The sequence below is a fragment of the Maricurvus nonylphenolicus genome (assembly GCF_042854845.1).
Taxonomy (GTDB): Bacteria; Pseudomonadota; Gammaproteobacteria; order Pseudomonadales; family Cellvibrionaceae; genus Maricurvus; species Maricurvus nonylphenolicus.
In genome coordinates, this window is record NZ_AP031498.1 from 5,237,389 (window position 1) to 5,263,388 (window position 26,000).

Here is a 26,000-nt window from a genome sequence, read left to right on the forward strand (position 1 = left end):
AGCTGGTCATCAAGAGTAGGTAAAGTCAGGTAAAAACAGGCCAATCTGTCATAATCCGTCAGACACATCCCCTGGCTTTGCGGTAAAATAGCGTGAACAACGCTGGACAGATGAATAAGGTTAAACCGCGTGACTGATGTAGCAGAAGACTTTCGCGATATGATTCGCTGGACCGCCGACGGTCTGGTGCCCGCTATCGCCCAGGACCATAAAACCGGCCGCATTTTGATGATGGCGTGGATGAATCCCGAGTCCCTGCAGCTCACAGCCGAAGAAGGCATTGCGGTCTACTGGTCGCGCTCACGGGGCAAACTGTGGCGCAAGGGCGAGTCCTCCGGACATACGCAAATTGTTCATGAAGTTCGCCTAGACTGTGATGAAGACGTGATTGTCTTGATGGTGGAACAAAAGGGCGGCATGGCCTGCCACACCGGGCGCGAATCCTGTTTTTACCGCGTCTTGAAAGATGGTCAGTGGCAAACGGTCGACCCGGTATTAAAAGATCCGAAAGACATTTATTCCTGACGGGAAGACACTATGAGTGATGTATTAAGCCAACTAACGCAGATTCTGGAAGAACGTAAGCAGGCCGCCGATGCGGACAGCTCCTACGTCGCCAGCCTGCACAAAAAAGGCTTGAGCAAGATTTTGGAAAAGGTGGGTGAAGAAGCGGTAGAGACTATTATCGCCGCCAAAGACGCCCAGCACAGTGGCGATAACAGCGATGTTATTTATGAAACCGCTGACCTGTGGTTTCACTCCCTGGTGATGTTGTCACACTTGGGTGAAGATGCCTCAGCCGTACTTAACGAGCTGGCGCGACGTTTTGATATGTCGGGGCTGGAAGAAAAAGCCTCACGCAATAAATAATCTAGGAGAAGAGTTATGGGTATCGGTGGAATTAGTATTTGGCAATTGCTGATCATTCTGGTGATCGTATTTATGCTGTTTGGTACCAAGCGTCTGCGCGGTTTAGGCGGCGATCTGGGCGGAGCCATCAAGGGTTTCAAAAAAGCCATCAAAGATGAGCCAGAAAACAAAGTTGAAGATAAAACCGACAGCACCGAGGCTGAAAAAGTCATCGAAGGTGAATCTGAGAAAGTCGATAAAAAATAATGTTTGATATCGGCTTCCTCGAACTGCTGATTATTGCCGTAGTGGGACTTTTGGTAATTGGCCCCGAGCAATTACCGCAAACCCTGCGCAGTATTGGCCTGTGGGTAGGACGCTTTAAGCGTGCCCTGCAACAAACCCGCAGTGAGTTCGAGCAACATATTGGCGCGGACGACATTCGCCGTCAGCTGCACAATGAAGAAGTCATGAAGCGGCTCAATGAAACTCGCGATGACATCAATCGCGTGGTGCACAACGAAACCGCGGCAATTGAAGACAGCTTTAAGGATTTGGAGAACGCCCAGGCGGCGTCCAATAAAGACGCGACGCCCGCCGAGAGTAACAGCACGCCCGACGCAAAAGCCGCGACCAGCGCTGATACCGTTGCCGATACAGTGTCCGATGATAAGGACCGCACTAAAAGTTAACCCCCGCTATGTCTAACGACCACCCTTCTGAGCAGCCTGAACACGACCAGGAACAACCGCTGGTTCAACACCTGATTGAACTGCGTGATCGACTGCTGCGCGCCCTGCTGGTTATTCTGGCGATATTCCTTGGCCTGTTTTATTTCGCCAACGATATCTACACCTTTGTCTCGGCGCCACTACAGGCGTTGTTGCCTGAAAACAGCACCATGATTGCAACGGAAGTTGCATCACCGTTTTTAACACCGTTTAAATTAACGCTGTTTGTCTCGCTGTTTTTATCCATGCCGTTTCTGTTGTTTCAGATCTGGTCGTTTATCGCACCGGGGCTGTATCAGCGTGAGAAACGTATCGCGATACCGCTACTGATATCGAGCATCCTGCTGTTTTACGCCGGCATCGCCTTTGCGTACTTTGTGGTGTTCCCGCTGATCTTTGGTTTCTTTACCAGCATTGGCCCCAGCAACGTCACTATCATGACCGACATTGGCAGCTATCTCGATTTTGTTATGAAGCTGTTCTTTGCCTTCGGCCTGGCGTTTGAGATTCCTGTTGCCACCGTACTGCTTATTCTCGCGGGTATAGTGACACCGCAAGGCATGGCACAAAAGCGTCCCTATGTGATCGTCGGCTGTTTTGTATTCGGTATGCTGCTGACCCCACCTGATGTTTTGTCGCAGGCGCTGCTGGCAGTCCCCATGTGGATGCTGTTTGAATTGGGATTGGTCTTTGGACGTATATTAAAAGCGCCACAAGCCAAAGAGGCTAGCGAAGAAGACTAGCTCGCGAGCAAGCCAGAAAAAGCAGACAAAAAAATACCCGCATAAGCGGGTATTTTTTTATGTAATTGCAATACTAGCGAATTACGCGGTTGCGGCTTCTTCGCTGACAACACGGTTGCGGCCCTGAGATTTGGCATCGTAAAGGTAACCATCAACGCGATTAATTAAATCGTTGCGGCGCTCTTCCAAACCAATCTGTGCCACACCGATCGACAGGGTCACAGAACCCACAGGCGTGCGGTCCTTACCCTTGGTCAGTTTGGAAGCCCCAATCACTTCACGAATTTTCTCGGCGATTTTAATGCCGTCTTCCAGACCGCAGTTTTCCAAAACCAGCTGGAACTCTTCACCACCGGTGCGAGCCAAAAAGTCATCGCCCTTAATCACTTTCAGGATCATCTGCGCCACAAAGCGCAGCACCTTATCGCCCATCAAGTGGCCATGGGTATCGTTAAACTTCTTAAAGTGATCGATATCCATCATCAGCAGGCAAACTTCATCACCTTCTTTACGGTTGGCCAAAATAGAATCGAGCTTTCTATCGTAGGCGCGGCGGTTGGAAACCCCGGTCAGCTTATCGGTTAAGGCTTCGGTGCTGGCCTTCTCCAGATTAACCTGCAGGGAAGACATCTGGGTCTGCATGGACTTAACAATATCGCCCATTTGCTGATTGTGCTCGATCACCTTGCGGCTTTCAGCCACCAGCTGTGCGGTAATCGTTTTCAGAGCCTCCAACTCACAACCGTCGGCCAAAGCCTGTTCGGCCGCGGCCAGAGCATCGGTGCAATCGGTGGAACCATCGGCAATATCACCCAGCTGGATACCCAGTTCGGCAACCATTTCGGCCAGGGCTATCTTGAATTGCTCCAGACGCTCGGCGGGCAACTCACCGTAGAAGCGATGGTAAAGCTCGTAACAGAGGTCTGCGTCGAAGGGGATCTTGTTACTCTTTAGCTCGGTGATAGCGACAACAATATCGCGGTTCTCACCTTCGCAGAAGTCATACCAAACGCGAATATTGGCAGGACTTGTAGGAATATTAAGGGCTTTCATCTCCGCCAAGGCCGCATCCAGGTGGCTGGCAGAAATTGTAATATCGGGGTTAACGGCCATTGTGCTGATTATCTTGGTATTGTTATCAACTGCTTATAAATACATCTAATTTAGACCCGATAGAAATACGCACCACCCTGGTGCAAAAACAACCCTATTGGTGTCCAAATACCCTAAACCTTGTAAAAAGGCGACCAATAATAGCACGACTTGTAAGTGAATATTGACCCCAACGGCCAATATTTATCTAGGCTAGCAAGACCAACACCCAGCCCATAATGGCCAACAGCACGGCTTGTTTGGCTTTTACCCGTTCAAATAGGGCTAATGACGAAGGTCTCCACCCTTGTCAGGAGCTGGCCGAGCCGCCAGGCGATGATCTGGATAGGTATTACGCAACGCCACAATATCCCCCAGAATATCGGCAAAGTGGGTAACCACCCGCGGATCAAAGTGACTGCCGCTATTTTCCTGCAAATAGGCCATAGCCTCTTCCACACTCCAGGCACTTTTGTAGGGGCGTTTAGACGTCAGGGCATCAAATACATCACAGACCGTCACTATGCGGGTATAGAGGGGGATCTCTTCGCCCTTTAAGCCCTGTGGATAACCCTGGCCATCCCAGCGTTCATGGTGGGTCCGGGCTATCTGAGCGGCAACCTGCATAAGCTGGCTATCGTAGTCCCCCAGAATTTCAGCCCCCACTTCGGCGTGGGTTTTCATGGTTTCCCACTCCTTGGCTTCCAGGCCACCGGGCTTGAGCAACACCTCATCGGGAATGGCAATCTTGCCGATGTCATGCATGGGGCTGGCCTGTAGAATAATCTCGCACTCATCCTCACCCAGCCCCATGGCTTTACCCAACAGGGCCGAAGCATGGCTCATGCGAATAACATGCATGCCGGTTTCATTGTCGCGGTACTCGGCGGCCTTACCCAGGCACTCAATCAGCTTCACCTGTGCCTGGTACAACTGCTGGGTGCGCTCGCGTACCTTTTGCTCCAGCTGGACATTGTGATTAAGCACGGCCTTGTGCAACATCCTCACCTCCAGAATATTGCGTACCCGCAGCAGCACCTCGGCACGGTCAAAGGGCTTGCCGATAAAATCCTTGGCGCCAGAGGCCAAACACTGGTTACGGGTTTGCTCAGAGTGGTCGGCGGTCAGAATCAGGATGGGTAAATAGTCACCGGGGTATTCACGGCTTAGCTGCGCCATCACATCAAAGCCAGTCATCTCCGGCATATGCACATCGAGCAGCACCAGATCGTAATCATTATCGCGGTAGAGATCGGCAACCTGGGCAGGGGTGGTGGTGGCATCAATACGGCGATAACCCTCGTGGCTGAGGATCTTCTCCACGATGGCGATATTCACCGGGTTATCATCGACGATCAGAATCCGCCCATTGTGCACATCATCGCGTGCCGTCATCTCTGCTGCCTGTTTCTAGCCGTATGTACGTTATTGTTATACGGGCTCTGTTATAGATTTTTGAAATAAGCCGAAAAAGGCTTAGCCCATCTCACAGTATAGACAGAGAATGCGGAATTGCCTGCCAAGCTAGGTTTCCAGCAAAAAGGTCACCGGCCCATCGTTGACCAAGCTGACTTGCATATCGGCGGCAAAGATACCGGTAGCTACTTTGGGGTGGGTGACGCGGGCCATTTCGACAAACTGGTTGTAGAGGCTTTCGGCATCGGCAGGAGCAGCGGCAGTAGAAAAGCCTGGGCGTGTCCCCTTACGAGTATCGGCGGCCAGGGTGAACTGCGACACAACCAGCAGACCGCCTTCAATATCGCTGACACTGCGGTTCATTTTGCCTTCATCGTCACTGAAGATGCGGTAGCTAAGTACTTTTTGGAGCAGACGCTCGGCATTGGGCAGCGCATCGCCTTTTTCTACGCCCAGCAGCAGCAGGATACCCTGATCAATCTCACCCACGGTTTCACCGTCAACCACCACACTGGCCTGCTTAACCCGCTGAATCAATCCCCGCACAGTTTTCTCCCCTGATCTATGGTCGAAAGTAAAAGGGCGGCATTATAACGCCTCCGGGCACCTAAGAAAGGGCGGCACATTCGGCATGCCGAAAGCAGCTGGTCACATGGTCGTTAACCATACCCATGGACTGCATATAGGCATAACAGATGGTTGAGCCGACAAAACTGAAACCGGCTTTTTTCAGGGTTTTACTCATCAGGTCTGACTCGGCAGTAGAGGCAGGCACCTGCTTTAAAGTGCGCCAACGGTTCTGCTTGGGACGCCCATCAACAAACTGCCAAATGTAGTCACTAAAGCTATCGTGTTGCTCCACAATCGCTAAAAATGCCCGCGCATTTTTCACCGCACTTTCGATTTTCAGGCGGTTGCGAATAATGGCGCTATTGTTCTGCAAGCTTTCCAGTTTACGGCTGTTGTAGCGGGCGATTTTCTCTGGATCGAAGCCATCGAATGTCTGCCGATACCCCTCGCGTTTGCGCAGCACCGTAATCCAGGACAAACCTGCCTGGGCGCCTTCCAGCAGTAGAAACTCAAACAGTTTATGGTCATCAAAACAGGGCACACCCCATTCCGTGTCGTGGTAGGCCTGATAAAGCGGATCGTCGCCACACCAGGAACAGCGTTTGGTCATTATCTCTATCCTTACTCTATGTCCTTATATTTGCGGGGCAAGCCGCAGACCATAGTCTACACTCAAAGTTATCCCTTTATGACAGCTTTGTAACAGGCCGCACACCATGTATGTCAGCAAGTTCACCCTCTCTGTTTTCTGGAAGATCTGCTGTCGTCTTTGTTGCACGATAAGCTGCGCGATAATCAGCCTGGGACTTGCGCCATCCGCTCAGGCACAAATCAATCCGCAACCCTGCGACAGCAGTAAAGAACGCAAAATCTGGTTCAGCAATAAAGAACACAAGGACACCCTGGCCGTTACGGTAAAAGGCAATCCCTGTAGTGACGCCAAGGTGGTTATCTCTATCACCAGCCCCGATGGCAAGACTCTGTACAAATACAGTGGCGATTTTATTTTGCACATGCCCTATATCATCTACGAGCCCGAGCTCAACAAGCTGGTCGATTTCTTTGTTAACAAGGTGGTGAGTGAAGCAGTCAAGCGCAGTACCGGTGACCTGCCCGCCTATACCAATGTGGAAGAGTTCTACGATGCCACCAATGACTTTGTGGTGGTGCCCCTTGAACAATATCGCACCATGCGACAACTGAATATCCCTATCCTTTGGCATGCCACCGGGGACTCCACCTGGGTGCACGTTGTGTTTGATAAACAACAAGATCAAGGACAGGTCATTATGCGTGGCGGCGTATTCCACTAACCCTTTATCAGCAAACCCATGATCTATACTCAAGGGATCTGACACAATAACGACTGCAGGAGCACACTATGAACCCACTTCGCCTTATAGATTTTCGTCGTTTTACCGCCTGTACTTTCGCCTACACAAGCGCACTGTTACTTATGTTTGGCATGCAAACGGCCTCTGCGTCAGAGTGCGATCTAACCCAGGAGCGTAATATTGCTTTTAGTGCCCCTGAGGCAAAAGACACACTGCGAGTACATATCTATGGTGACTCCTGTTCTGAGTCTGAAGTCGATATTGTGGTCATAAACGCCAAGCAACAATTGCTGTACCAATACACCGGTAAGCTGGCCAAATTGATGCCCTACAAATTACATGAGCCGGAACTAAGCCAAGTGGTTGTCGCGTTTGCCGAGCAGCTGCTCAATGTTGCCAATAGCCGCTCGACCAAGTTTTTGCCACGCTACACCAACGTCGATGATTTCTATGAAGCAACCAATGACTTCGTGGTTATCTCCACAGCAGAGTACGAGGCCCTGCGACAACAGGACAAACCGATTATCTGGCACGCTACCGGCGATTCCAGTTGGGTGCATTTAGTCTACGATCCCAAACGACAGGCCAGCCGCGTCATTATGCGAGGTGGCGTTTTTCATTAAGATGGATTAACAACTGAAACGGAACGAGATCACACGATGCTAATTCCCTACCCTGACATCAAGCCCTTCAAATCGCAGATGCTGGCGGTAGATAACACCCACGAACTTTATATCGAAGAATCCGGCAACCCCGACGGGCTGCCGGTTTTATTTGTTCACGGTGGTCCGGGGGCAGGCTGCAGTAAACAGGATCGCTGCTTTTTCGATCCCGAAAAATACCACATTATCCTCTTCGATCAGCGCGGTGCAGGCCGCTCAAAACCCCACGCCGATTTAATCGACAATACAACCCAACTTCTGGTTACCGATATAGAAAAAATTCGCGAACAGCTGGGTATTGAGCAGTGGGTACTGTTTGGTGGCTCTTGGGGATCGACGCTGAGCCTGGTGTATGCAGAAACCTATCCACAGCGCGTTCTGGGTTTAATATTGCGCGGGATTTTTCTCTGCCGCCGGCAAGACATACATTGGTTTTATCAACACGGCGCTAGCTTGGTGTTTCCCGATTACTGGGAAGATTTTTTACATCCGATTCCCGTCGCCGAACAAGATAACTTGCTGCAAGCGTATTACCAGCGTTTGACCGGCTCCAACGAGCTGGCAAAGATGGCGTGCGCAAAAGCCTGGTCACTGTGGGAAGGCCACTGTGCAACGCTGCGCCCCAATCACGATGTCGTGGAAACCTTTTCCGATCCACACCTGGCTTTGTCACTGGCTCGCATTGAAGCACACTACTTTATGAACGATGCGTTTTTAACGGATAACCAGATTCTTGCCAACGCCGGCAAGCTGGAAGGTATACCCGGCATTATTGTGCACGGCCGCTACGATATGATTTGCCCATTAGACAATGCCTTTGCATTGCACCAAATCTGGCATGATTCTGAATTACATATTGTGCGCGATGCCGGTCACGCCTCACGCGAGCCCAGCATTGTGGATGCACTGATTCGCGCTACCCGCACCATGGCAAGACGCTTTGGTGGCGAACCGCCAGAACAGGCATAGCGTAGGCGGAAAAGCCCTTAACGCCTAAACACAACCGTACGACTACCGTTAAGCAGCACGCGCTGTTCGGCGTGCCAGCGCACGGCGCGGTAAAGCACCACACTTTCTATGTCGTGACCTATCTCGACCAATTCTTCGGGGTTGTTGGCGTGAGACACCCGTTCAACTTCCTGCTCGATAATCGGCCCTTCATCCAAATCCGAAGTAACAAAATGTGCGGTAGCGCCAATCAATTTCACACCGCGATCATAGGCCTGGTGATAGGGTTTGGCGCCTTTAAAACCGGGCAGGAAAGAGTGGTGAATATTGATGGCCCGGCCTTCAAGTTTTTCACACAGCTCGTTGGAGAGAATTTGCATATAACGGGCAAGCACCAAAAAGTCGGCCTGGGCTTTTTCCATCACCTCAAGAATCTGGGCTTCCTGTTGCGGCTTGGTATCTTTGCTAATCGGCAGGTAGTGATAGGGTAGGTTGTACCACTCCACCAGATCGCGCATATCATTGTGGTTGGACACCACCGCAACAATCTCAACGGGCAAGGTGCCCTCTTTCCATTTGTGCAGCAGCGTATTTAAACAGTGGCCCCAGCGCGATACAGCGATAACCACTTTAGGCTTATCGGCCAGATCCCGTAACTGCCAGCACATCGCATCTTTTTCCGCCAAGTCAGCAAAGGCCTGTTGTAACGCGGCCAAAGGTGTCGCCTGATCACTGGCAGGTGCCAGTTCAGTGCGCATAAAAAAGCGCTTTTCCTGACGGTCTTCAAACTGCGAGGCTTCTTCAACGTTGTAGTGCTGTGCTGCCAGGAAGGTGGTAACGTCGGCGACAATGCCGGGGCGATCAGAACAGCTAAGAGTTAGGACGAGGCGTTGCTGGCTCATAAAACGGGCTCATAAAAATCGATTCTTTATAAGCCCTATACTTTACCCCGTCTGCACGACAGTTAACAGATTAGCGCGCTTAACTTAGCGCAGCCATACCTCAACACGGCGGTTTTTAATTTTACTTTTGCTGTTATTGGAAGCCACCGGTTTGTAGGCGCCAAAGCCGGCGATACTGGTATTGGTCACACCGGCATGACGCAGGGCAGACATAATGGCCACGGCTCGCAACTTGGACAGCACCTTGGCGCGCTGCTCGGTTTGTTTGGTATCACCAAAACCAATCAGCCACAGGCGCTGATCGCCCTCGCTGCCATCAAGGTATTCGGTTAAACGACGGATATCTTCGATAGCTTTATTATCCAGCTCAGCCTTACCCTGTTCGAAACGGAAATTAACGGACAAACGCTGGGCATCCTTGGTCAACGCCAAATATTCCTTCGGCCCCTGCAGATCAGCAGACGCGGGAATACTGGTAATGTTCTGGGAAATAAAGCCTGTTTTATCCACCTGCTTCTGGCCCAAGTCACTCTGGGCGAAGGTAATAAAATCACGAATCACGTGAGGGATAATACCTGGCGGGGTATACACATAAAGACGACGAGCCAGCGGATAATCTTCGGTGGCCACAGTTAATTTATTCGGCAACAGAGGGTCAGTACCCTGCTCATTAACACCAATGGCTTTACTGTCACGCACCGAGGCCAAGCCCACAAAACCAATCGCATTGGGATCCATAGACACTTCATCGGAAAGACGGTCATTGGATTCGTAACGTGCCGCCTCTTGCGACAGCTTTACTTTTTTGCGCAGTACCAGATTCTTAAAGGTGTCCCAGGTACCGGATTTGTTATCACGAGCATGGATGGAAATTTTGCCGGGGCTGCCACCCACTTCTGACCAGTCACTGATTTGACCAGAGAAAATCGCCGCCAGTTGATCAAGGCTTAAATTGTCGATGGGATTTACCTGGTTAACGATCACCGCCAGACCATCGATGGCCACAACATGCTCGGCAGCAAAGTCACGCATATTGCCCATATATTCCAGGGCGCGAACTTCTTTATCTTTAATGCGGCGCGAAGCCATACCTACATCGGCAACGCCTCCCAGCAAGCCTTTAAAAGCAGTACTGGAACCGTGAGCGGCCACATTGATATAAACCACTTCACCGTCAATTACACCCTGAACGCGGTATTCGTTTTCTACCACCAGATCGGCGGCCTGAATATCCGTTGCCCCTTTTGAGTCCAGATAAGCGACCAGCAGGTTTTTCATCAGGCTGGCCCCAACGGTATTGGAACCGTGTACGGTAAACAGCAAACGCGGTTCACTGGCAGACAGGGAACTGACCGCCCCTACAGCAGCACTCAAACTCCAGAAAATGACCGCCAACAAGCCAGCCTTCCACTTCGCCATAAATCCTACCTTTGCTTTTTCGCTATATAGATATGGGGCGCACAATAAGACAACTAGATGACAAAAACATGACAGATATATGTCTTTACCGGCGATTTGTATGTAGTGGCAGGCAAATCCTTTTTTTACTGCCCGAAAAACAATAACGGGAGCCTAAGCTCCCGTTATTTCAAAATAATGTTCAAGTTTGAAAATTATTTTTTAGCACGCTTGCGCTCATTCTCAGTCAGCAGTTTCTTGCGCAGACGAATGCTCTCTGGTGTTACTTCTACCAGTTCATCGTCTTCAATAAACTCCAGCGCCTGCTCCAGGGTGTGCTTGACAGGTGGCGTCAGGGTCAAAGCTTCATCTGTGCCAGAAGCACGCACGTTGGTCAGCTGCTTACCTTTGGTGGGGTTAACCGCCAGGTCATTGGCGCGAGAGTGAAGCCCAATAATCTGGCCTTCGTAAACCTCTGCACCGTGGCCCAGGAACAAGCGGCCACGATCCTGCAGGTTAAACAGGCCATAAGACAGGGTCTTACCTTTCACCATGCTCACTAGTACGCCGTTAATACGGCTAACCACTTCACCTGCTTTTACCGGGCCGTAGTGATCAAAGATGCTGGTCATAATGCCGGAACCGGAAGTCAGGGTCAGGAACAGACCACGGAAGCCAATTAGACCACGCGAAGGCGCCATAAACTCTAAACGGGTACGGCCTTTGCCGTCTGGCTCCATGTTGGTCATCTCGGCCTTACGCAAGCCCAGCTCTTCCATAATGGCGCCTTGATGCTCGTCTTCCACGTCGATCACAACGCGCTCGAATGGCTCCTGAATCTCACCGTCGACTTCTTTTTGAACCACCTCTGGGCGCGAAATGCTCATTTCAAAGCCTTCACGACGCATGGTTTCGATCAGTACTGACAAGTGCAGTTCACCACGGCCGGACACAACAAATTTGTCTGGGCTATCACCTTGCTCAACACGCAAAGCAACGTTGTGGATCAGCTCCTGATCCAGACGGTCTTTAATATTGCGAGAGGTTACAAACTTACCTTCTTTACCGGCAAACGGAGAATCGTTAACGATAAAGGTCATGCTTACGGTTGGCTCATCTACGCTCAGTGGCGGCAGGGCTTCAACAGTCTCTGGATCACACAGGGTGTCGGAGATGCTCAGACCATCGATACCGTTAATACACACGATGTCACCGGCGGTAGCCAGATCGGTGTCGATACGCTCCAGGCCCAGGTAGCCTTTAACGTTCAGTACCTTACCTTTGCGCTCCTCACCGTCGGCAGACTTAACCACAACCTGCTGGTTGGGTTTGAGGGTACCGCGGGTAATACGGCCAATACCGATTACGCCCACGTAGCTGTCGTAGTCCAGGGCAGAAACCTGCATCTGGAAAGCACCTTCCGGATCAACTTCCGGTGCAGGTACACGCTCGGCGATCATTTCGTACAGCGGGGTCATGTCTTCAGCCATAGCGTCCGGATCTTCACCGGCGATACCGTTAATGGCAGAGGCGTAGATCACCGGGAAGTCCAGCTGCTCGTCGGTCGCACCCAGGCTGTCGAACAGGTCAAATACCTGATCCATTACCCAGTCAGGGCGCGCGCCAGGGCGGTCGATTTTGTTGATAACCACGATAGGCTTCAGACCCTGCTCGAAGGCCTTGGAGGTTACGAAGCGGGTCTGTGGCATAGGGCCATCTACGGCGTCTACCAGCAGCAGTACCGAGTCAACCATCGATAGTACACGCTCAACCTCACCACCGAAGTCGGCGTGCCCCGGAGTGTCCACAATGTTGATGCGGTAGTCATTCCAGTTGATGGCGGTGTTTTTCGCCAGAATGGTAATGCCACGCTCTTTCTCCTGGTCGTTGGAGTCCATGATGCGCTCGGCACCTTCGTCCTTACGATCCAGCGTGCCGGATTGGCTGAGAAGTTTATCAACCAGGGTAGTTTTACCGTGGTCAACGTGGGCAATAATGGCGATATTACGGAGTTTATCGATCACAATGAGTGTCTCTACTGCGGGCCTTATCGCCGTTTGGGGCGCCTGGCCATGAAAAAAGGTGCGGCATTATACCTGTGAAAAGACGGCGATTAAATGACCAGCGGTTAAATAGTTCGAGCTGAGGAAGGCTGCCACGAATGGGGTCTGACCCGCAGGGTCAGGCCCCGAGTACGAAGTTGTTGCCAGGGATGGGGTCTAGACCCCATAGTTACACCCTTAAACTGAGCTTCTGGGCAGCATTATCCCAACGCCAAACGGGCCAACCAGGAGCAATACAAACCCCACCCAGCCAACGCTCAACAGGCCCACAGGTGAGATAATCTCGATCCCCGGCCAGCACCGCCAAACCGGCCTCAGTCAGCTCGACCGGAAAGCGCGGCCAATCCTCATCTTCGAGCCTTTCGATGCTAATCAACGGCTCATCAGCCTTGGCCAGGTTTTGCAGGATATGCCAGAACATCAGATCCCCCAGCCAGGGCATGGGTTCGCGCTCCAACATCAGTGCGCGAAACACCTGACCACAGGTGCGAGGTTGATCGTGAATGATTTCCAGGCTGAGCTGCTCGGTTAGCCCCAAACCATTACCGAGTGAGGGCAGTTCTTGCAAATGACGCTCCAATGCCCTGGATAAATAAGGCAAGGCCTGACAGCGAGGGCTGTGCATTAAGCCCAACAGGGATTCAGGGCTATCACTGCTCAAGGCATCCCAGGCATCAACCGCAAGCGCCAATTGCTGCGAGCTAACTTCCGTGCGCGAGGACCACAACAGGTGTATGGCCTCAGGCGGTAATTGCCCCAAACCGATAAAACGCTCAGCGCCCGGGAAGTGATTGAGAGATACCATCTGCAACTGTGCCGGTGTTTTGGCCTGCGCCCACAGCGACAGGATTTTTATCAGGATCAGCTGATCGTAGGTGTCATGCTCAAACCACAAGACTACACGCTGGTAATTTTCTGCCGCCGAGAGCAAACGCTGATCGGCAGCAACGGAATCCTGATAGATATCCTCGCGCGACATTCCCACCAAGTGCCCATAGGCTGCAGCAATAAAATCAGCACGGTCTTGCCGATAGGCCTCATCATTCAGCTTCTGCACCGGGCCCTGACACACAGGGTCTTGATACTCCAGAAACTCGCCACTGAAACCTGCCATAGGTAGTACCTGCTGAATATCGCTACCGCAGCGCACATGCAGGGTTTTCATATCGCTATCAACCGCTTTCGATTGACTCTCGATTTGCTGCAGGGAATTGTCCATCGCTGCAATATGTTGCTTGAGCTTGGCCCAACTCGGCACACCCAACTCACGGGCTAACACCAGTTGTGCATCGGCCAATTTAACGTCTGCAGGCGTTACTTTAGACGCTTTGGGATGATGGGAAAAAAATCGCTGTTGAGCGGCTTCATCTGCAGCGCGATAGCGACGCAATAACGCCTTGGCGCGCTTTTTCTGCTGCTCAAGGTTAAGACGAAACGGGGTTTCTGGGGGGACTGCTTCTGGGGAGACAGATGTCATGGTCGTTACCCTTTCCGGTTATCTGTGTCCGCCGAGCAGATAGAAAAGGGAAACAAACAAGCGGTGTGCTTCACCTAAAAAGTCTTGGGCGCAGCCCTTTCCGCGGACACAGAGGCTTCGACCAAGCCTGTGCCCTAAAAATTAAACTTTCGCGAGCAAGCTGTCAAATCACCAAGCCTTATATTGCTAAATATTCAGGCTGACGCAAAAACGCCAACACCTGATCGGCAGGCATGGGTTTGGAGAACATATAACCCTGGGCCTCGTGACAGTCATTGGCCACCAGGAACGACAGCTGATCGGCAGACTCGATACCTTCCGCCACTATCTTTAATCCCAATTTCAGACACATGTCCATGATCGCCTGCACAATGGTGCGATCCTCTCCTTCAAAGGCAATTTGCGAGACAAAACTGCGATCAATTTTTACTGCATCAATGGGCAACCGTCGCAAGAAGGTCAGTGATGAATAACCGGTACCAAAATCATCGAGACTGATGGTAACGCCATGTCTACGCAGCGCCGACAAATGCTGACTGGCCTGCGCCTCGTCTTCCAGCAAACTGGTTTCGGTCACTTCAAGATCCAGACGCTGCAGCGGCACGCCAAAATGCCCAGCCATATCAATAATCTGGCTGACAATGGAGGGCTGCGCCAACTGCCGCGGTGAAATATTGATAGCGACACGTACGCCTTCAGGTAGATGCGCGCCCCACTGCTGCAATTGGTTTAACGCTTCACCCAACACCCAATTGCCGAGATCAAAAATAAGATGACTCTCTTCAGCCAGCGGAATAAATTCTGCCGGCGAGACTAAACCTCGCTCCGGATGATTCCAGCGAATCAACGCCTCAAGGCCAATAACCTGCATGGTTTGCAGATGCACTTTCGGTTGGTAATAGAGTTCAAACTCACCCTTGCGCAACCCCTCGTGAATGGCGTGCTCCAAACTCAGGCGTTCATGCACCTGCTGATTAATGGCTTCAGTGAAAATATGGTAATTATTCTTACCTTGCGCCTTGGCCTCATACATGGCCAAGTCTGCGTTGCGCAGTAAGGTATCGGCATCGTCACCATCGCCGGGGTAAATAGCCACACCCACACTGGCACTGACACAGGTTTCCGATCCCATCAGCATAATCGGCGCATTCAGGCTTTCAATAATACGCTCTGCGACAACAGCGGCCTCGTGCACCTGTTTAATGTCGGTGATAACCGCATTAAATTCATCGCCACCACGACGACTGACCAACGCATTGCGACTGGATACCACAGAGTCGGCAGCCAACACTTCACTTTGTCGAATATTGTCTTTTAAGCGCTTGGCTATCTGGATTAACAGCTCGTCACCCGCCGCATGGCCAAGGCTATCATTGACCTTTTTAAAATCATCCAGGTCAATAAAAAACACCGCCAACTTACTGTTGTCGCGGTTGGATTTTTTTATCGCGGCTGTCAATGTTCGCTTGAGGGTCGAACGGTTGGGCAAACCGGTTAGCGGATCAAAAAATGCCAACTCTCGAATGCGGCGGCTCGATTCATCAAGTTTTTCACCCATATGCTGAAAAGCCAGCGCCAGCTCACCCAACTCATCCTTACTGTTGACCTGCAGCGGCTGTTTGTAATTGCCCTGCGCGACACGGCGAGTAGCATCAATTAAACGGTCAACCGGGCCAATGACCATGCGCAGCACCTGCAAATAAAAAATCAGCCCGGTTAGCAGCAACACCACCAGCAGCGCGGGAACAATCACCCACAAAAAATTCAGAACGCTACTGTTAATGGCATCTTCATCAATTAATGCCCCCAGCCAAAAACCTTCACTTAGGTTACGCAAGCTTAACAATAAATTATGGTCATCAACCTCAAGGTGAACCTGGCTGTGGCCGTGCTCATCGACACTCATGGCTTGCATGGTATCTACGCTTAGGTTGGTAAACTCTAAATTCTCGCCACCAACAAACACTTCACCAAAATCACTGACAAAAAAGAACTTCGCATTACGCTGCTCGGTCTGTTTCAGCATTTCCTGCCAGGGCTCAATACTGTACCAAACCACCACATAACCCATGACGCGACTTTCTCTTTGCAGCGTCGTTTTGTTGCGCGCATCTCGAATTACCGGCACCACACCTTCAACGGTTTGCCTGGGCCCGCCGAAACCATCACGCAGAATGACTCGCACCTGGTTATCTTCCAGCTCATCGCGACTAAAAGCCCCTAAATCCGCTGCCACCTTTTCTCGTCCGAGGGAAAAATAGGTATCGAGCTTGCCCTCAGCCCCGTACAAACCAATCGCTTTAATAGAGGGGTTAATTCGACCGTAACCGGCAAACAATCTAAGCACCGCCGGCTGCATAAGATAGGGCCGCACATCAACATTGGTTTCAAAGTATTTGCCCAGTACACCGTCGACCGCAATTTGTCGGGTCACCTGTTTTAATTTATGTACCTCTGCGGTGGCGTTGAGCTCCAACTGCCCCAACATGTCCTGTTGATAATGCAGCGCCTCGGAGCGCAGCTTGTTTTCAAAATACCAATAGGCACCCACACAGGTCAGCAGGAGCGGCACCAGCCCCAGCAAAAAGGAAATCAAGATAAGTTTAAGTCTTAAGCCCACGGTTAATCCTTTTCCAACTGCTGCACTAGCCGCATCATAAGGGTGTTCTGAAAGCGCTTTAATTCCGCATCAGGAACTGGCGGCACAACCAATTTGCTCATCACTTGCGCCGGGGGATATACCAGCGGATTATTGCGAATGTCGTCTGCGATCAGCGCGCTTGCCGCCTGAAAAGGCGAGGCAAAATGCAGATACTCGGCGTTGCGTGCAGACACCTCCGGTCGCGCAAAGAAACGTATAAAATCCTCAGCCGCACTGCGGTTTGGCGCCTGCGCATTAATCACCAGAAAATCCACCCACAACACACTGCCCTCCTCGGGCACAACAAAATCGACTTGCTCACTCCACTCCTGCAACCTTAACGCATCACCGTTGTACATGGCCGCAACACTCACCTGGCCACTGACCAGCCCGGCATGTTTACTCGGATCCATATATTGGTAGCTGTTGACATAGGGGTGCTGCGCCAGGAGAAGGTTTTCGATGGCCCGAAGATCCGATTGTGATGTCTGATCCGGTAACAGGCCCAACGTCAGGCGCGCGATCTCGAAAAGATCCTGCGACTCAGACAACATGGTAATTTTTCCCTTCAAGGCAGCGGACGGGCGCAATACATCCACCCAACGTTCAACGGGGGCAACCATCAGATCCCTACGATAGGCCACCCCCAGGGTTCCCCAGGTAAATGGTAGCGCCACCTTAAGCAGCTCTTGATGGTATTTGGCAATAACCGGCTCCAGCGCCGGAACCTTTAGATCGGCTGGCAGGGGGGCCAGGGCATTGACCTTTAGATAGGGGTGAAACAGCTGTCCGGCACCGACAACAATATCAATCTGGTCCCGGTAATGCAGGAAGAAGTCACTGTCTTTTTGGTTATCACTGCTGTACCAGATCTCCCTGACATTGACCTGGTACTCCTCGCTGAATGCGGTCAAAAGGCCGGGATCGAAATATTCCGGCCAGGTATAAACCAACAACTCGCGCTGCGCTCCGACAACCCCTGTCGCCAAGCCGCTCAATACCAGCAGTAATACACCCTTCAGCACCTATCACGGTCTCCCAGAACACTAACCTAGCCACAATTAGCATTAAGTATAAGCCGGGCTACGGATTATGACCTGTTGGTTTACATCCCAAACGCATTACCACTGCGCTTGCGCACAGCCTGGGGCACAAAATCCTCATCCTTGGCTAACTGGAAGGTGGTCACCTGGTCATTGTCAGTGCGGGTGTAACAGGTGACAAAGAACTCCTCGGGAACCCCGTTGCGGCGCTCGTCCTCATAGACTTCAGCCACAAAAAACACCTTATGGCGCCCAGCCCCCTCATCGGTGCGGGTCGAATGCAGATCCAGTGACAGCACCCGCAGGCGCCGCCCCAGATTATTGCGGGCGTGGGCATCACAGGCTTTCTGTGCCTCTTCCAGACTAAAGCCGCGATATTTGTACTGCCCAGCCGAATCGCTGGAGAAGCTCAGCTGCTTTACGATCAGCGTACTAAATATCGACACGGCAATAACGGTCAACGCCGCCAGCACTAACAACATGCCCTGCTTAGCCGCTGACATACCTGGCTTTTTCTGTTTCCCCTTACTCATGACTACCCACTACTGCGGACGATAAACGCCCAAATTCTTATAACCGGCATCTTTCAAGTGTGCCGCATGTAACTGACTCATGATGCCCTTTTCACAGTAGAGCAGATATTCTTTTTCCTTCGCCAAACCGGGGAAGTCCGTATTTAAGCGGAAGAAAGGAATCTTGATAACCTCGACACCTTCCAGGGTTAACGGCTTCAACTCTTCCTCATCCGGGTGGCGGATATCCACAATGACCTGATTACCGGTGACCTGCTCGACCTGATCGACTTGCACGTCCTCATCGAGGTCATTGATCACCTCATCAATGCCCACCATACGGCGCTCATCGATAGCGCGCTCCAGTACAGCCATATCGAACTTGGTCTCTTCGTGCTGAATACGATCAAGCTTGGCGCGGGTGGTCGGCTTGCGGGAAATCACGCCGCAATACTCGGGAATATTGGCCGAGAAATCCTCGGTACCGATCTTACGCGAGGTTTCGATAATATCGCCCTTATCCATGGTAATCAGCGGGCGTAACACCAATGTGTCAGTCACCTCATCGATCACCGTCAGGTTGGTCAAGGTCTGGCTGGACACCTGGGCAATCGCCTCACCGGTGACCAATGCCTGAATATCCATAATCTCCGCCAGCTTGCTGGCCGCACGTAACATCATGCGTTTGAGCACCACCCCCATCTGGGAGTTATCCACCTGCTGCAAGATTTCGTCCACCACACCCTCAAACGGAATGGTGACAAACTTGACCTTGTGGGAGGCACCATATTTTTGCCACAGGTAGTAAGCGATTTCCTTTACCGCCACCTCATGGGCTCGACCACCCAGGTTAAAGAAGCAATAGTGAGTGCGAATACCGCGCTTGATGGTGAGATAGCTGGATACGGTGGAATCAAAGCCGCCGGACACCAGCGACAGTACCGGCTCCTGCGAGCCCAGTGGGAAGCCCCCCAGGCCCGGTTTGCGATCCAGCAACACATAATAGGCGTTACTGTGCACTTCCAAGTGCACAGTAATATCCGGGTTCTTTAACTTCACCCCGGCCGCTTCGGTATTCTGGTTCAGGCCGCCACCGATATAGCGTTCTACATCGATGGATTTAAAACCCTGCACATTGCCGCGTTTGACCCGCACACAAAAGGTTTTGCCCTTCAGAGCATCGCCCCATAGCTTAAAGGTCTGCTGGTACATTTCCTCTACAGCTGAGTCGTAATCACTCATATCCGGTAGAGGGAAGGGCACCACTTCTGAGAAATTGGCCACACCTGGGGTATGGGACAACACCTCCGCCACCTGGGCGGTTAGCTGTCTGCCAGTGCTCTCGGCGTGCACTTCAATCTTGTCCCACTCGCGAGTCACCCGAATATCTCTATCCAGAGGCTTAAGCAACGACTTGAGGTTGACTTTGAGCTGCTTGGTAAAGCGCTTGCGCACCGGTGCGCTCTTGATGGTGATTTCAGGGAAGAGTTTGACAATAAAATGCATAGTCGCGGTTCTTTGGAACTTTTATAAGGAACTTTAATTTAAGACGCGCGATTATAAAGCAAGCCGAAGGCCGCCAACAGCACATTTAAAAAACCCCCAAATCGTTACAACACACAACCTGCACACAGGTTCGGCCGCGTTTTTGCATCAAGAAAGCCTTTTTAAGATTCCAATGGCATAATTGAATCGCGTCCACTATTAAAGGGGTTATCCATGCACGAATTTCCACAGCAAAATGTCGAGGAGTCTCGAATTTATGCTGAAGAAACCGATCAGCCGTTGCCTGAAGTGCTCAACCCAAGAACACGCTATGCGTTTTTCAGCACGATTGCCAAGGGCGGCAAATCTCTGATCAAGTCGTGTCGGGATCTGCATCTGCGCCGCACAGTTTGCTACAAGACACTCAGACCAGAGTTTATTGGCGACCCTATAGAAACCCGTCGACTGCTGCGCGAGGCGCGCATTTCGGCGATGCTGCAACACCCCAACACTGTCCCCACCTATGAGATCGGTCGCGATAATCGTGGCCACTATTACTTCACCATGAAACTGGTGCACGGCTACACCTTGCGGGAAGTGCTGGACTATCGCGAGCGCTATGACTTGACCCAGCTCATGGAGCTGATGGTGCAAGTTGCGCGAGCATTGGGTTATGCCCATTCACGTGGTGTAGTGCACCGCGATATCAAGCCAGAAAACATTCTGATCGGTCCCTATGGTGAGGTGCTGGTACTGGACTGGGGGCTGGCCAAGGTCTGGCACAAGGATATGTCCGAGAAGGAAGAACTCAAGGAAGATGAGTCCCTGATAGAGGAAGCCACTCTCAATACAAAACTCAGCGGTAAAGGCATGACCGGTGAAGGCAAATTACAGGGCACGGTGATGTATATGTCGCCAGAGCAAATTGATCGCGACCCGGGCATTGCCGGTCAGTCTGATCTGTATAGCCTGGGGGCCATTCTTTATGAAATCCTCACCGGCGTTACGCCGTTTCAGGGGGATGTGGTGCGGACGGTTCTCGAGCAAGTTCGCAATGAAGTGCCCGCAGACCCCCGCAATATGACCAGTGCCAGAATACCGGATGAACTAGCTGAACTTACCATGAGCTGTCTAAAGAAAGACCCTCAGGATCGCCCCACCTCGGCGGATGAGGTGTTGCGCATCTTCAGGGAAGGCTGGACTTACGGAGGCTAGATGCCCTACATCGATTTCAATCAGCTGGTGGAGCTGGAAGCCCAGTGCCAACTGAACAAGTGCCAATCGACCACAGACATCACCTGGCGTAGTGCAGCTCTAAGTGATGTCGGCCGCGTCCGGGAGGTCAACGAAGATGCCTTCTATAACGACTCAGAACAAGGCCTGTGGGCAGTCGCTGACGGCATGGGCGGTCTTGCCCGCGGTGATTATGCCAGCGGTGTCGTCGTCGATGCCTTTTTTCACTACATGAAGGCCAGCAGCATTGCCGGCTGCGTCAGGGATATTGAAATCCGCTTGCGGGAAGCCCATGCGAATTGCCGTAACTCTTTTAAAAACAAAGGCGAGCGGGTTGGCTCTACCGTGGCGGCACTCTACTACTACGGTGGTTTCGGTTTCCTGTTTTGGGCCGGTGATAGCCGGGTCTATCGCTTGAGAAATGACGAACTGACATTGTTGACCCGTGACCACACGGTAGCCCAGGACAAAATCGCCAGCGGTGCGCTGACACCGAAGCAGGCGGCCAGACATCCTTCAGCACATGTACTCACCCGTGCCGTGGGGGTTCATCAAACCCTGCATCTGGATCTCGATTTCGATCCGGTTCAGGCGGGGGATCGCTTTCTGCTCTGCAGTGATGGACTCTATAACGAGCTATCTGATGAAGTGCTTCAATCACTGTTAACACAAGGTGAGGTGCAGGAAGCGGTGAAAGCCTTGGTAGATAAGGCATTGGATCAGGGCGGCCGCGACAATATTACTGCAATCGTAGTTGATGCTGATGGCACCTGATTGAGTTTTAGCTGACGATACTTGGCGTAATCGGCTTTTACTTCCGCACTGACAGCAAGGATACTGCAGCGCACACATATGGTGCACCACAAACAAACAAGCACAATACTGGTGCGCAAATCCGTATTGTGTCGTTGATTTCCCTGTGAAGTCTTCCATCGTTCAACCTCTCGCCCCGAAAAAGTGCTCGAATAAACGCGGCTGTGCGCTGTTTTGGACGTAATCTGGTTTCTTATCGAACATTTTGGATAAGCTGGAACAGAATTTGCCTACAAACACCACACATGAATATTTCGGGGTTTTCCCCATCCCGGGGGAGACCCCCAAAACTCAATAGAAACTTATTGGAGTGATACTCACGATGAAAACTAAGTTGGAATACATCTGGCTTGACGGTTACAAGCCAACTCAAAGCCTGCGTAGCAAAACCATGGTTCGCGAAAACTTCCAAGGCACCCTGGAAGAGTGCCCAATGTGGTCTTTCGACGGTTCCTCTACCGAGCAAGCTGACGGTGGCGATTCTGACTGCTTACTGAAGCCAGTTGCGATCATTCCTGATCCAGATCGTAAGAACTCTTACCTGGTAATGACTGAAGTACTGAACGCTGACGGTACCGCACACGAGTCTAACGGCCGTGCCACCATCGAAGAAGGCGAAGACGACGAAGATTTCTGGTTCGGTTTTGAGCAAGAGTACTTCCTGATCGACACAGATACTGGTCTGCCAGCAGGTTTCCCAGCCGGCGGTTACCCTGGTCCTCAAGGTCCTTACTACTGTTCAGTAGGTGCCAACAACGCACACGGCCGTAACGTTATCGAAGAGCACCTGGACCTGTGTCTGGAAGCTGGCCTGAACGTTGAAGGTATCAACGCTGAAGTTGCTGCTGGTCAGTGGGAATTCCAAATCTTCGCTAAAGGCGCCAAGCGCGCTGGTGACGAAATCTGGCTGGGTCGCTACCTGCTGGAGCGTACTGCTGAGAAATATGGCTACGCTATCGATTGGCATCCTAAGCCTCTGGGTAACACTGACTGGAACGGTTCCGGTATGCACGCTAACTTCTCTAACAAGGCGATGCGTGAGAACGGTGACGAGGCTGTATTCACCAAGATCTGTGAAGAGTTTGGTAAGAACATCGAGCGTCACATCAGCGTTTACGGCGCAGACAACGATCAGCGTCTGACTGGTCACCACGAAACTCAGTCTATCGACGAGTTCAGCTACGGCGTATCTGACCGCGGCGCGTCTATCCGTATCCCTGTTGGCACTGTTGAAGATGGTTGGAAAGGTCGTTTGGAAGACCGTCGTCCAGCGTCTAACGCATGTCCTTACAAGGTTGCTGCTGCAATCGTTAAAACTACCAATGAAGCTGGCGTATAATCTATCTAGCTGATTTTTAAGTAGTTTTCCAAAAAGGCCGCCCCTTAACGGGGTTGGCCTTTTTTATTGCCTGCCCTTTTATGGCTCACCTCCCTTGCGTCCAGCCCCTAAAACATGAAGAATGCGACTCCATGAAGAAGGGCCCGAGGAATGCTTTTCTCTGTAGCGCGGTTTTTAGGCACGCTTTTAAACACGCTGTAATACTTTTTAACACACTGTTGGCTTGGCCAATTTTGGAGCATACACATGTCAGAGCAAACTCTGAATCTGATCAAAGAGAGCGAAGCGCGCTGGGTTGACCTGCGTTTCACCGACACCAAGGGTAAAGAGCAACACGTATCTATCCCTGTTTCTGAAGTAGGCGACGGCGTTGACTTCTTCGAAGAAGGTAAAATGTTCGACGGTTCATCCATCGAAGGTTGGAAGGGCATTAACGAGTCTGACATGATCCTGATGCCAGACGACAGCACTGCTATCCTGGACCCATTCACCGACGAGCCAACGGTTATCATTCGTTGTGACGTTGTTGAGCCTTCTACCATGCAAGGTTACGAGCGTGACCCACGTTCTGTTGCCAAGCGCGCTGAAGAGTACCTGAAGTCTACCGGTCTGGGCGACACTGCTTTCTTCGGTCCTGAGCCAGAGTTCTTCGTATTTGACGACATCAAGTGGGGCTCCGACATGTCCGGTGCCTTCTACAAAATCAACTCTGAAGAAGCTGCTTGGGCAACTTCTCACGACTTCAACGACGGCAACATGGGCCACCGTCCAGGCGTTAAAGGCGGTTACTTCCCAGTACCTCCAGTCGACAGCCTGCACGACATCCGTGCTGCTATGTGTGGCGCCATGGAGCAAATGGGCCTGGACGTAGAAGTACACCACCACGAAGTGGGTACTGCTGGTCAGTGTGAGATCGGTGTTAAGTTCAACACTCTGGTAGCCAAGGCTGACGAAGTACAGATCCTCAAGTACTGTGTACACAACGTTGCTCACGCCTACGGCAAAACGGCTACCTTTATGCCTAAGCCAGTTGTTGGCGATAACGGTTCTGGTATGCACCTGCACCAGTCTTACTGGCTGAACGGCGAGAACCAATTCGCTGGTGACGGCTACGCTGGCCTGAGCGACACCGCTCTGTTCTACATCGGTGGTATCATCAAGCACGCTAAAGCACTGAACGCTTTCGCTAACGCTTCTACCAACTCCTACAAGCGTCTGATCCCAGGCTTCGAAGCACCTGTTATGCTGGCTTACTCTGCCCGTAACCGTTCTGCTTCTATCCGTATCCCATACGTTGCTTCTCCTAAGGGCAAGCGTATCGAAGCTCGCTTCGGTGATCCTACCGCTAACCCATACCTGATGTTCGCTGCCATGCTGATGGCTGGCCTTGACGGTGTTAAGAACAAGATCCACCCTGGCGATGCAGCTGACAAAGACCTGTACGACCTGCCAGCTGAAGAAGCTGCTGAGATTCCTCAGGTTGCCGGCTCTCTGCGTGAAGCTCTGGACGCTCTGTCCGCTGACCGTGAGTTCCTGACTCAGGGCAACGTATTCACTGACGACATGATCGATGCTTACATCGACCTGAAGATGGAAGAAGTGTACCGCGTTGAGCACACTACTCACCCTGTTGAGTTCGATATGTACTACTCTGTTTAATCCCCGGATTAAGCTAGTACCTATCAAAAAGGGTCGCATCATGCGGCCCTTTTTTATTGCCTGGCATCCAGGGTCTGACCCTGCGGGTCAGACCCCACCTACGAAGCACGAAATACAAAGCATCAACTCCACCCCCAGAACCGCGACCCAATCGCTAGCAACTCCCCCCCGAAAACGCTAGGCTAAGCAAATCAAGAAGGAGTTTGCCATGAAACGCGCACTAACCCTGTCTGCCCTATTGCTACTGGCCAGCAGCCCGCTACTGCTCAATGCCCAGATCTACCAATCCATTGATGAAGATGGCAATGTGATTTACACCGATCAGCCACCCAAAGGCCAGGAATCCCAGGAAGTAAAGCTGCGCCCGACTAACACCACCCCCCCTTTGGCCACCCCCAAACAGCCGGAAGTCACTAACCCGGATGATGAAACAACTGACCAGGAAGAAGAGGACGCAGCCCCCGAGAAATACAAAATCAGTATTTCCAGCCCTACCAACGAAGCCCAAATCCCCATGGGTCAGCGGGATGTTAATGTCAGCGTCTCTTTAGAGCCCAGCCTGCACGCAGACCACCGCGTACAAATCTATATGAATGGCGCCAAGCAGGGCGAAGCCATGAGTGGCACCTCCAAAACCCTCAAAGAGGTATACCGTGGCGCCCACACTATCAAAGCTGCCGTAGTCGACAAAAAAGGCAAAACCATCAGTAGCTCAGAGTCGGTCACCATCTACGTACAGCGACCCAGCGTGCTATTTCCAAAACCGAAACCCACGCCAAGCTCTTAACACCCTCAAACCTCTAAGCCCTCTTAAACCAGGAGGCACCAAAATGGTGCTTCCTTTTTGACCTTCACCTCAATGAGTCACTCAGGTCTAACCCACCTATCCACAACGCCCACTTTTTGACCGCCCGCAAGCACAACCAAAAGCCACCACAACAAATCCCCCTATAATTAGTGCGCGATTTAAGCGCAGCGCCCCGATTTAATGCACTACAATACTCCTTTATCACACAAACTTTAATCTAATTGCCTAGGCAACATAGCTACAATCACAGATATAGGGCAAAAACTGTCGTCTTGGTTCGCT

At 51.6% G+C, this 26,000-nt stretch carries 25 protein-coding genes; 13 read left to right on the top strand and 12 right to left on the bottom strand.

The window, feature by feature from the left end:
• Positions 1-129 precede the first annotated feature (129 nt).
• Genes hisI through tatC form a run of 5 tightly spaced genes read left to right on the top strand, consistent with a single transcriptional unit; the run spans position 130 to position 2,323 of the window.
• On the top strand, positions 130-525 hold the full coding sequence (gene hisI / locus ACGHZ6_RS22680; RefSeq protein WP_390616342.1) for a phosphoribosyl-AMP cyclohydrolase: 396 nt from the start codon (positions 130-132) through the stop codon (positions 523-525).
• 12 nt (positions 526-537) lie between these two features.
• On the top strand, positions 538-870 hold the full coding sequence (locus ACGHZ6_RS22685) for a phosphoribosyl-ATP diphosphatase (protein ID WP_390616343.1): 333 nt from the start codon (positions 538-540) through the stop codon (positions 868-870).
• A 15-nt stretch (positions 871-885) separates the two neighbouring features.
• The gene (gene tatA / locus ACGHZ6_RS22690) at positions 886-1,116 is read left to right on the top strand and encodes a twin-arginine translocase TatA/TatE family subunit (RefSeq protein ID WP_390616344.1); all 231 of its coding nucleotides are present in this window, start codon (positions 886-888) and stop codon (positions 1,114-1,116) included.
• A complete protein-coding gene (gene tatB / locus ACGHZ6_RS22695) occupies positions 1,116-1,541 on the top strand; it encodes a Sec-independent protein translocase protein TatB (RefSeq protein ID WP_390616345.1) in 426 nt (141 codons plus the stop codon). Before tatA ends, tatB begins: the two co-directional genes overlap by 1 nt.
• 8 nt (positions 1,542-1,549) lie before the next feature.
• Positions 1,550-2,323 (top strand): twin-arginine translocase subunit TatC, encoded by a 774-nt coding sequence (tatC, locus tag ACGHZ6_RS22700; protein WP_390616346.1) that lies wholly within the window; start codon positions 1,550-1,552, stop codon positions 2,321-2,323.
• A gap of 81 nt (positions 2,324-2,404) precedes the next feature.
• Here tatC and ACGHZ6_RS22705 read toward each other — a convergent pair whose 3' ends face one another.
• From ACGHZ6_RS22705 to ACGHZ6_RS22720, 4 genes are all read right to left on the bottom strand, one after another.
• Complete coding sequence (locus ACGHZ6_RS22705) at positions 2,405-3,436, bottom strand: GGDEF domain-containing protein (RefSeq protein WP_390616347.1); 1,032 nt, start codon at positions 3,434-3,436, stop codon at positions 2,405-2,407.
• A 264-nt stretch (positions 3,437-3,700) separates the two neighbouring features.
• Positions 3,701-4,810, bottom strand: a complete 1,110-nt coding sequence (locus ACGHZ6_RS22710) for an HD-GYP domain-containing protein (RefSeq protein WP_390616348.1) — start codon at positions 4,808-4,810, stop codon at positions 3,701-3,703.
• Between the two features lie 129 nt (positions 4,811-4,939).
• On the bottom strand, positions 4,940-5,377 hold the full coding sequence (gene dtd / locus ACGHZ6_RS22715; protein ID WP_390616349.1) for a D-aminoacyl-tRNA deacylase: 438 nt from the start codon (positions 5,375-5,377) through the stop codon (positions 4,940-4,942).
• A gap of 61 nt (positions 5,378-5,438) precedes the next feature.
• Positions 5,439-6,011, bottom strand: a complete 573-nt coding sequence (locus ACGHZ6_RS22720; RefSeq protein ID WP_390616350.1) for a DNA-3-methyladenine glycosylase I — start codon at positions 6,009-6,011, stop codon at positions 5,439-5,441.
• Positions 6,012-6,117: 106 nt separating this feature from the next.
• Between ACGHZ6_RS22720 and ACGHZ6_RS22725 the strand changes: the two genes are divergently transcribed.
• The 3 genes from ACGHZ6_RS22725 to pip all read left to right on the top strand — a co-directional run bounded on the left by ACGHZ6_RS22725 (position 6,118) and on the right by pip (position 8,366).
• Positions 6,118-6,714, top strand: a complete 597-nt coding sequence (locus ACGHZ6_RS22725; RefSeq protein WP_390616351.1) for a hypothetical protein — start codon at positions 6,118-6,120, stop codon at positions 6,712-6,714.
• A gap of 68 nt (positions 6,715-6,782) precedes the next feature.
• The gene (locus ACGHZ6_RS22730; RefSeq protein ID WP_390616352.1) at positions 6,783-7,358 is read left to right on the top strand and encodes a hypothetical protein; all 576 of its coding nucleotides are present in this window, start codon (positions 6,783-6,785) and stop codon (positions 7,356-7,358) included.
• A 36-nt stretch (positions 7,359-7,394) separates the two neighbouring features.
• Positions 7,395-8,366 carry a prolyl aminopeptidase gene (gene pip / locus ACGHZ6_RS22735; protein WP_390616353.1) on the top strand — a complete coding sequence of 324 codons (972 nt, stop codon included), beginning with the start codon at positions 7,395-7,397 and terminating at the stop codon, positions 8,364-8,366.
• A gap of 17 nt (positions 8,367-8,383) precedes the next feature.
• Here the strand turns inward: pip and purU are convergent, their stop codons facing one another.
• From purU to thiI, 8 genes are all read right to left on the bottom strand, one after another.
• Positions 8,384-9,247 carry a formyltetrahydrofolate deformylase gene (gene purU, locus ACGHZ6_RS22740; RefSeq protein WP_390616354.1) on the bottom strand — a complete coding sequence of 288 codons (864 nt, stop codon included), beginning with the start codon at positions 9,245-9,247 and terminating at the stop codon, positions 8,384-8,386.
• Between the two features lie 84 nt (positions 9,248-9,331).
• Positions 9,332-10,666, bottom strand: coding sequence for a substrate-binding domain-containing protein (locus tag ACGHZ6_RS22745; protein WP_390616355.1), 1,335 nt, complete (start codon positions 10,664-10,666; stop codon positions 9,332-9,334).
• A gap of 194 nt (positions 10,667-10,860) precedes the next feature.
• Positions 10,861-12,669: a translational GTPase TypA gene (typA, locus tag ACGHZ6_RS22750; protein ID WP_390616356.1), complete on the bottom strand. Its 1,809-nt coding sequence runs from the start codon at positions 12,667-12,669 to the stop codon at positions 10,861-10,863.
• 208 nt (positions 12,670-12,877) lie between these two features.
• Positions 12,878-14,185, bottom strand: a complete 1,308-nt coding sequence (locus ACGHZ6_RS22755) for a DUF1835 domain-containing protein (protein ID WP_390616357.1) — start codon at positions 14,183-14,185, stop codon at positions 12,878-12,880.
• 178 nt (positions 14,186-14,363) lie between these two features.
• Complete coding sequence (locus ACGHZ6_RS22760; RefSeq protein WP_390616358.1) at positions 14,364-16,805, bottom strand: putative bifunctional diguanylate cyclase/phosphodiesterase; 2,442 nt, start codon at positions 16,803-16,805, stop codon at positions 14,364-14,366.
• Positions 16,806-16,807: 2 nt separating this feature from the next.
• On the bottom strand, positions 16,808-17,851 hold the full coding sequence (locus ACGHZ6_RS22765; RefSeq protein WP_390616359.1) for a spermidine/putrescine ABC transporter substrate-binding protein: 1,044 nt from the start codon (positions 17,849-17,851) through the stop codon (positions 16,808-16,810).
• 80 nt (positions 17,852-17,931) lie between these two features.
• Positions 17,932-18,402, bottom strand: a complete 471-nt coding sequence (locus ACGHZ6_RS22770; protein WP_390616360.1) for a hypothetical protein — start codon at positions 18,400-18,402, stop codon at positions 17,932-17,934.
• A 9-nt stretch (positions 18,403-18,411) separates the two neighbouring features.
• On the bottom strand, positions 18,412-19,887 hold the full coding sequence (gene thiI, locus ACGHZ6_RS22775; protein WP_390616361.1) for a tRNA uracil 4-sulfurtransferase ThiI: 1,476 nt from the start codon (positions 19,885-19,887) through the stop codon (positions 18,412-18,414).
• A gap of 213 nt (positions 19,888-20,100) precedes the next feature.
• Between thiI and ACGHZ6_RS22780 the strand changes: the two genes are divergently transcribed.
• The 5 genes from ACGHZ6_RS22780 to ACGHZ6_RS22800 all read left to right on the top strand — a co-directional run bounded on the left by ACGHZ6_RS22780 (position 20,101) and on the right by ACGHZ6_RS22800 (position 25,697).
• A complete protein-coding gene (locus ACGHZ6_RS22780) occupies positions 20,101-21,081 on the top strand; it encodes a serine/threonine protein kinase (RefSeq protein ID WP_390616362.1) in 981 nt (326 codons plus the stop codon).
• A complete protein-coding gene (locus tag ACGHZ6_RS22785) occupies positions 21,082-21,873 on the top strand; it encodes a PP2C family protein-serine/threonine phosphatase (RefSeq protein ID WP_390616363.1) in 792 nt (263 codons plus the stop codon). It begins immediately after the preceding gene.
• Positions 21,874-22,234: 361 nt separating this feature from the next.
• Positions 22,235-23,251, top strand: a complete 1,017-nt coding sequence (locus ACGHZ6_RS22790) for a glutamine synthetase beta-grasp domain-containing protein (RefSeq protein ID WP_390616364.1) — start codon at positions 22,235-22,237, stop codon at positions 23,249-23,251.
• Between the two features lie 246 nt (positions 23,252-23,497).
• Positions 23,498-24,910, top strand: coding sequence for a glutamate--ammonia ligase (glnA, locus tag ACGHZ6_RS22795; protein ID WP_390616365.1), 1,413 nt, complete (start codon positions 23,498-23,500; stop codon positions 24,908-24,910).
• A gap of 208 nt (positions 24,911-25,118) precedes the next feature.
• Positions 25,119-25,697, top strand: coding sequence for a DUF4124 domain-containing protein (locus tag ACGHZ6_RS22800; protein ID WP_390616366.1), 579 nt, complete (start codon positions 25,119-25,121; stop codon positions 25,695-25,697).
• Positions 25,698-26,000: the final 303 nt, after the last annotated feature.

What these genes read in the sequence shown, in the direction of transcription:
- ACGHZ6_RS22730 (WP_390616352.1), top strand. Translation starts at nt 6,783, where the DNA reads ATGAACCCACTTCGCCTTATAGATTTTCGTCGTTTTACCGCCTGTACT.
- pip (WP_390616353.1), top strand. Translation starts at nt 7,395, where the DNA reads ATGCTAATTCCCTACCCTGACATCAAGCCCTTCAAATCGCAGATGCTG.
- ACGHZ6_RS22705 (WP_390616347.1), bottom strand. Translation starts at nt 3,436, where the DNA reads ATGGCCGTTAACCCCGATATTACAATTTCTGCCAGCCACCTGGATGCG.
- ACGHZ6_RS22685 (WP_390616343.1), top strand. Translation starts at nt 538, where the DNA reads ATGAGTGATGTATTAAGCCAACTAACGCAGATTCTGGAAGAACGTAAG.
- ACGHZ6_RS22780 (WP_390616362.1), top strand. Translation starts at nt 20,101, where the DNA reads ATGCACGAATTTCCACAGCAAAATGTCGAGGAGTCTCGAATTTATGCT.
- ACGHZ6_RS22725 (WP_390616351.1), top strand. Translation starts at nt 6,118, where the DNA reads ATGTATGTCAGCAAGTTCACCCTCTCTGTTTTCTGGAAGATCTGCTGT.
- ACGHZ6_RS22785 (WP_390616363.1), top strand. Translation starts at nt 21,082, where the DNA reads ATGCCCTACATCGATTTCAATCAGCTGGTGGAGCTGGAAGCCCAGTGC.
- purU (WP_390616354.1), bottom strand. Translation starts at nt 9,247, where the DNA reads ATGAGCCAGCAACGCCTCGTCCTAACTCTTAGCTGTTCTGATCGCCCC.
- ACGHZ6_RS22755 (WP_390616357.1), bottom strand. Translation starts at nt 14,185, where the DNA reads ATGACATCTGTCTCCCCAGAAGCAGTCCCCCCAGAAACCCCGTTTCGT.
- ACGHZ6_RS22710 (WP_390616348.1), bottom strand. Translation starts at nt 4,810, where the DNA reads ATGACGGCACGCGATGATGTGCACAATGGGCGGATTCTGATCGTCGAT.
- tatA (WP_390616344.1), top strand. Translation starts at nt 886, where the DNA reads ATGGGTATCGGTGGAATTAGTATTTGGCAATTGCTGATCATTCTGGTG.
- ACGHZ6_RS22745 (WP_390616355.1), bottom strand. Translation starts at nt 10,666, where the DNA reads ATGGCGAAGTGGAAGGCTGGCTTGTTGGCGGTCATTTTCTGGAGTTTG.
- glnA (WP_390616365.1), top strand. Translation starts at nt 23,498, where the DNA reads ATGTCAGAGCAAACTCTGAATCTGATCAAAGAGAGCGAAGCGCGCTGG.
- thiI (WP_390616361.1), bottom strand. Translation starts at nt 19,887, where the DNA reads ATGCATTTTATTGTCAAACTCTTCCCTGAAATCACCATCAAGAGCGCA.
- tatC (WP_390616346.1), top strand. Translation starts at nt 1,550, where the DNA reads ATGTCTAACGACCACCCTTCTGAGCAGCCTGAACACGACCAGGAACAA.
- tatB (WP_390616345.1), top strand. Translation starts at nt 1,116, where the DNA reads ATGTTTGATATCGGCTTCCTCGAACTGCTGATTATTGCCGTAGTGGGA.
- ACGHZ6_RS22790 (WP_390616364.1), top strand. Translation starts at nt 22,235, where the DNA reads ATGAAAACTAAGTTGGAATACATCTGGCTTGACGGTTACAAGCCAACT.
- ACGHZ6_RS22720 (WP_390616350.1), bottom strand. Translation starts at nt 6,011, where the DNA reads ATGACCAAACGCTGTTCCTGGTGTGGCGACGATCCGCTTTATCAGGCC.
- ACGHZ6_RS22770 (WP_390616360.1), bottom strand. Translation starts at nt 18,402, where the DNA reads ATGAGTAAGGGGAAACAGAAAAAGCCAGGTATGTCAGCGGCTAAGCAG.
- ACGHZ6_RS22800 (WP_390616366.1), top strand. Translation starts at nt 25,119, where the DNA reads ATGAAACGCGCACTAACCCTGTCTGCCCTATTGCTACTGGCCAGCAGC.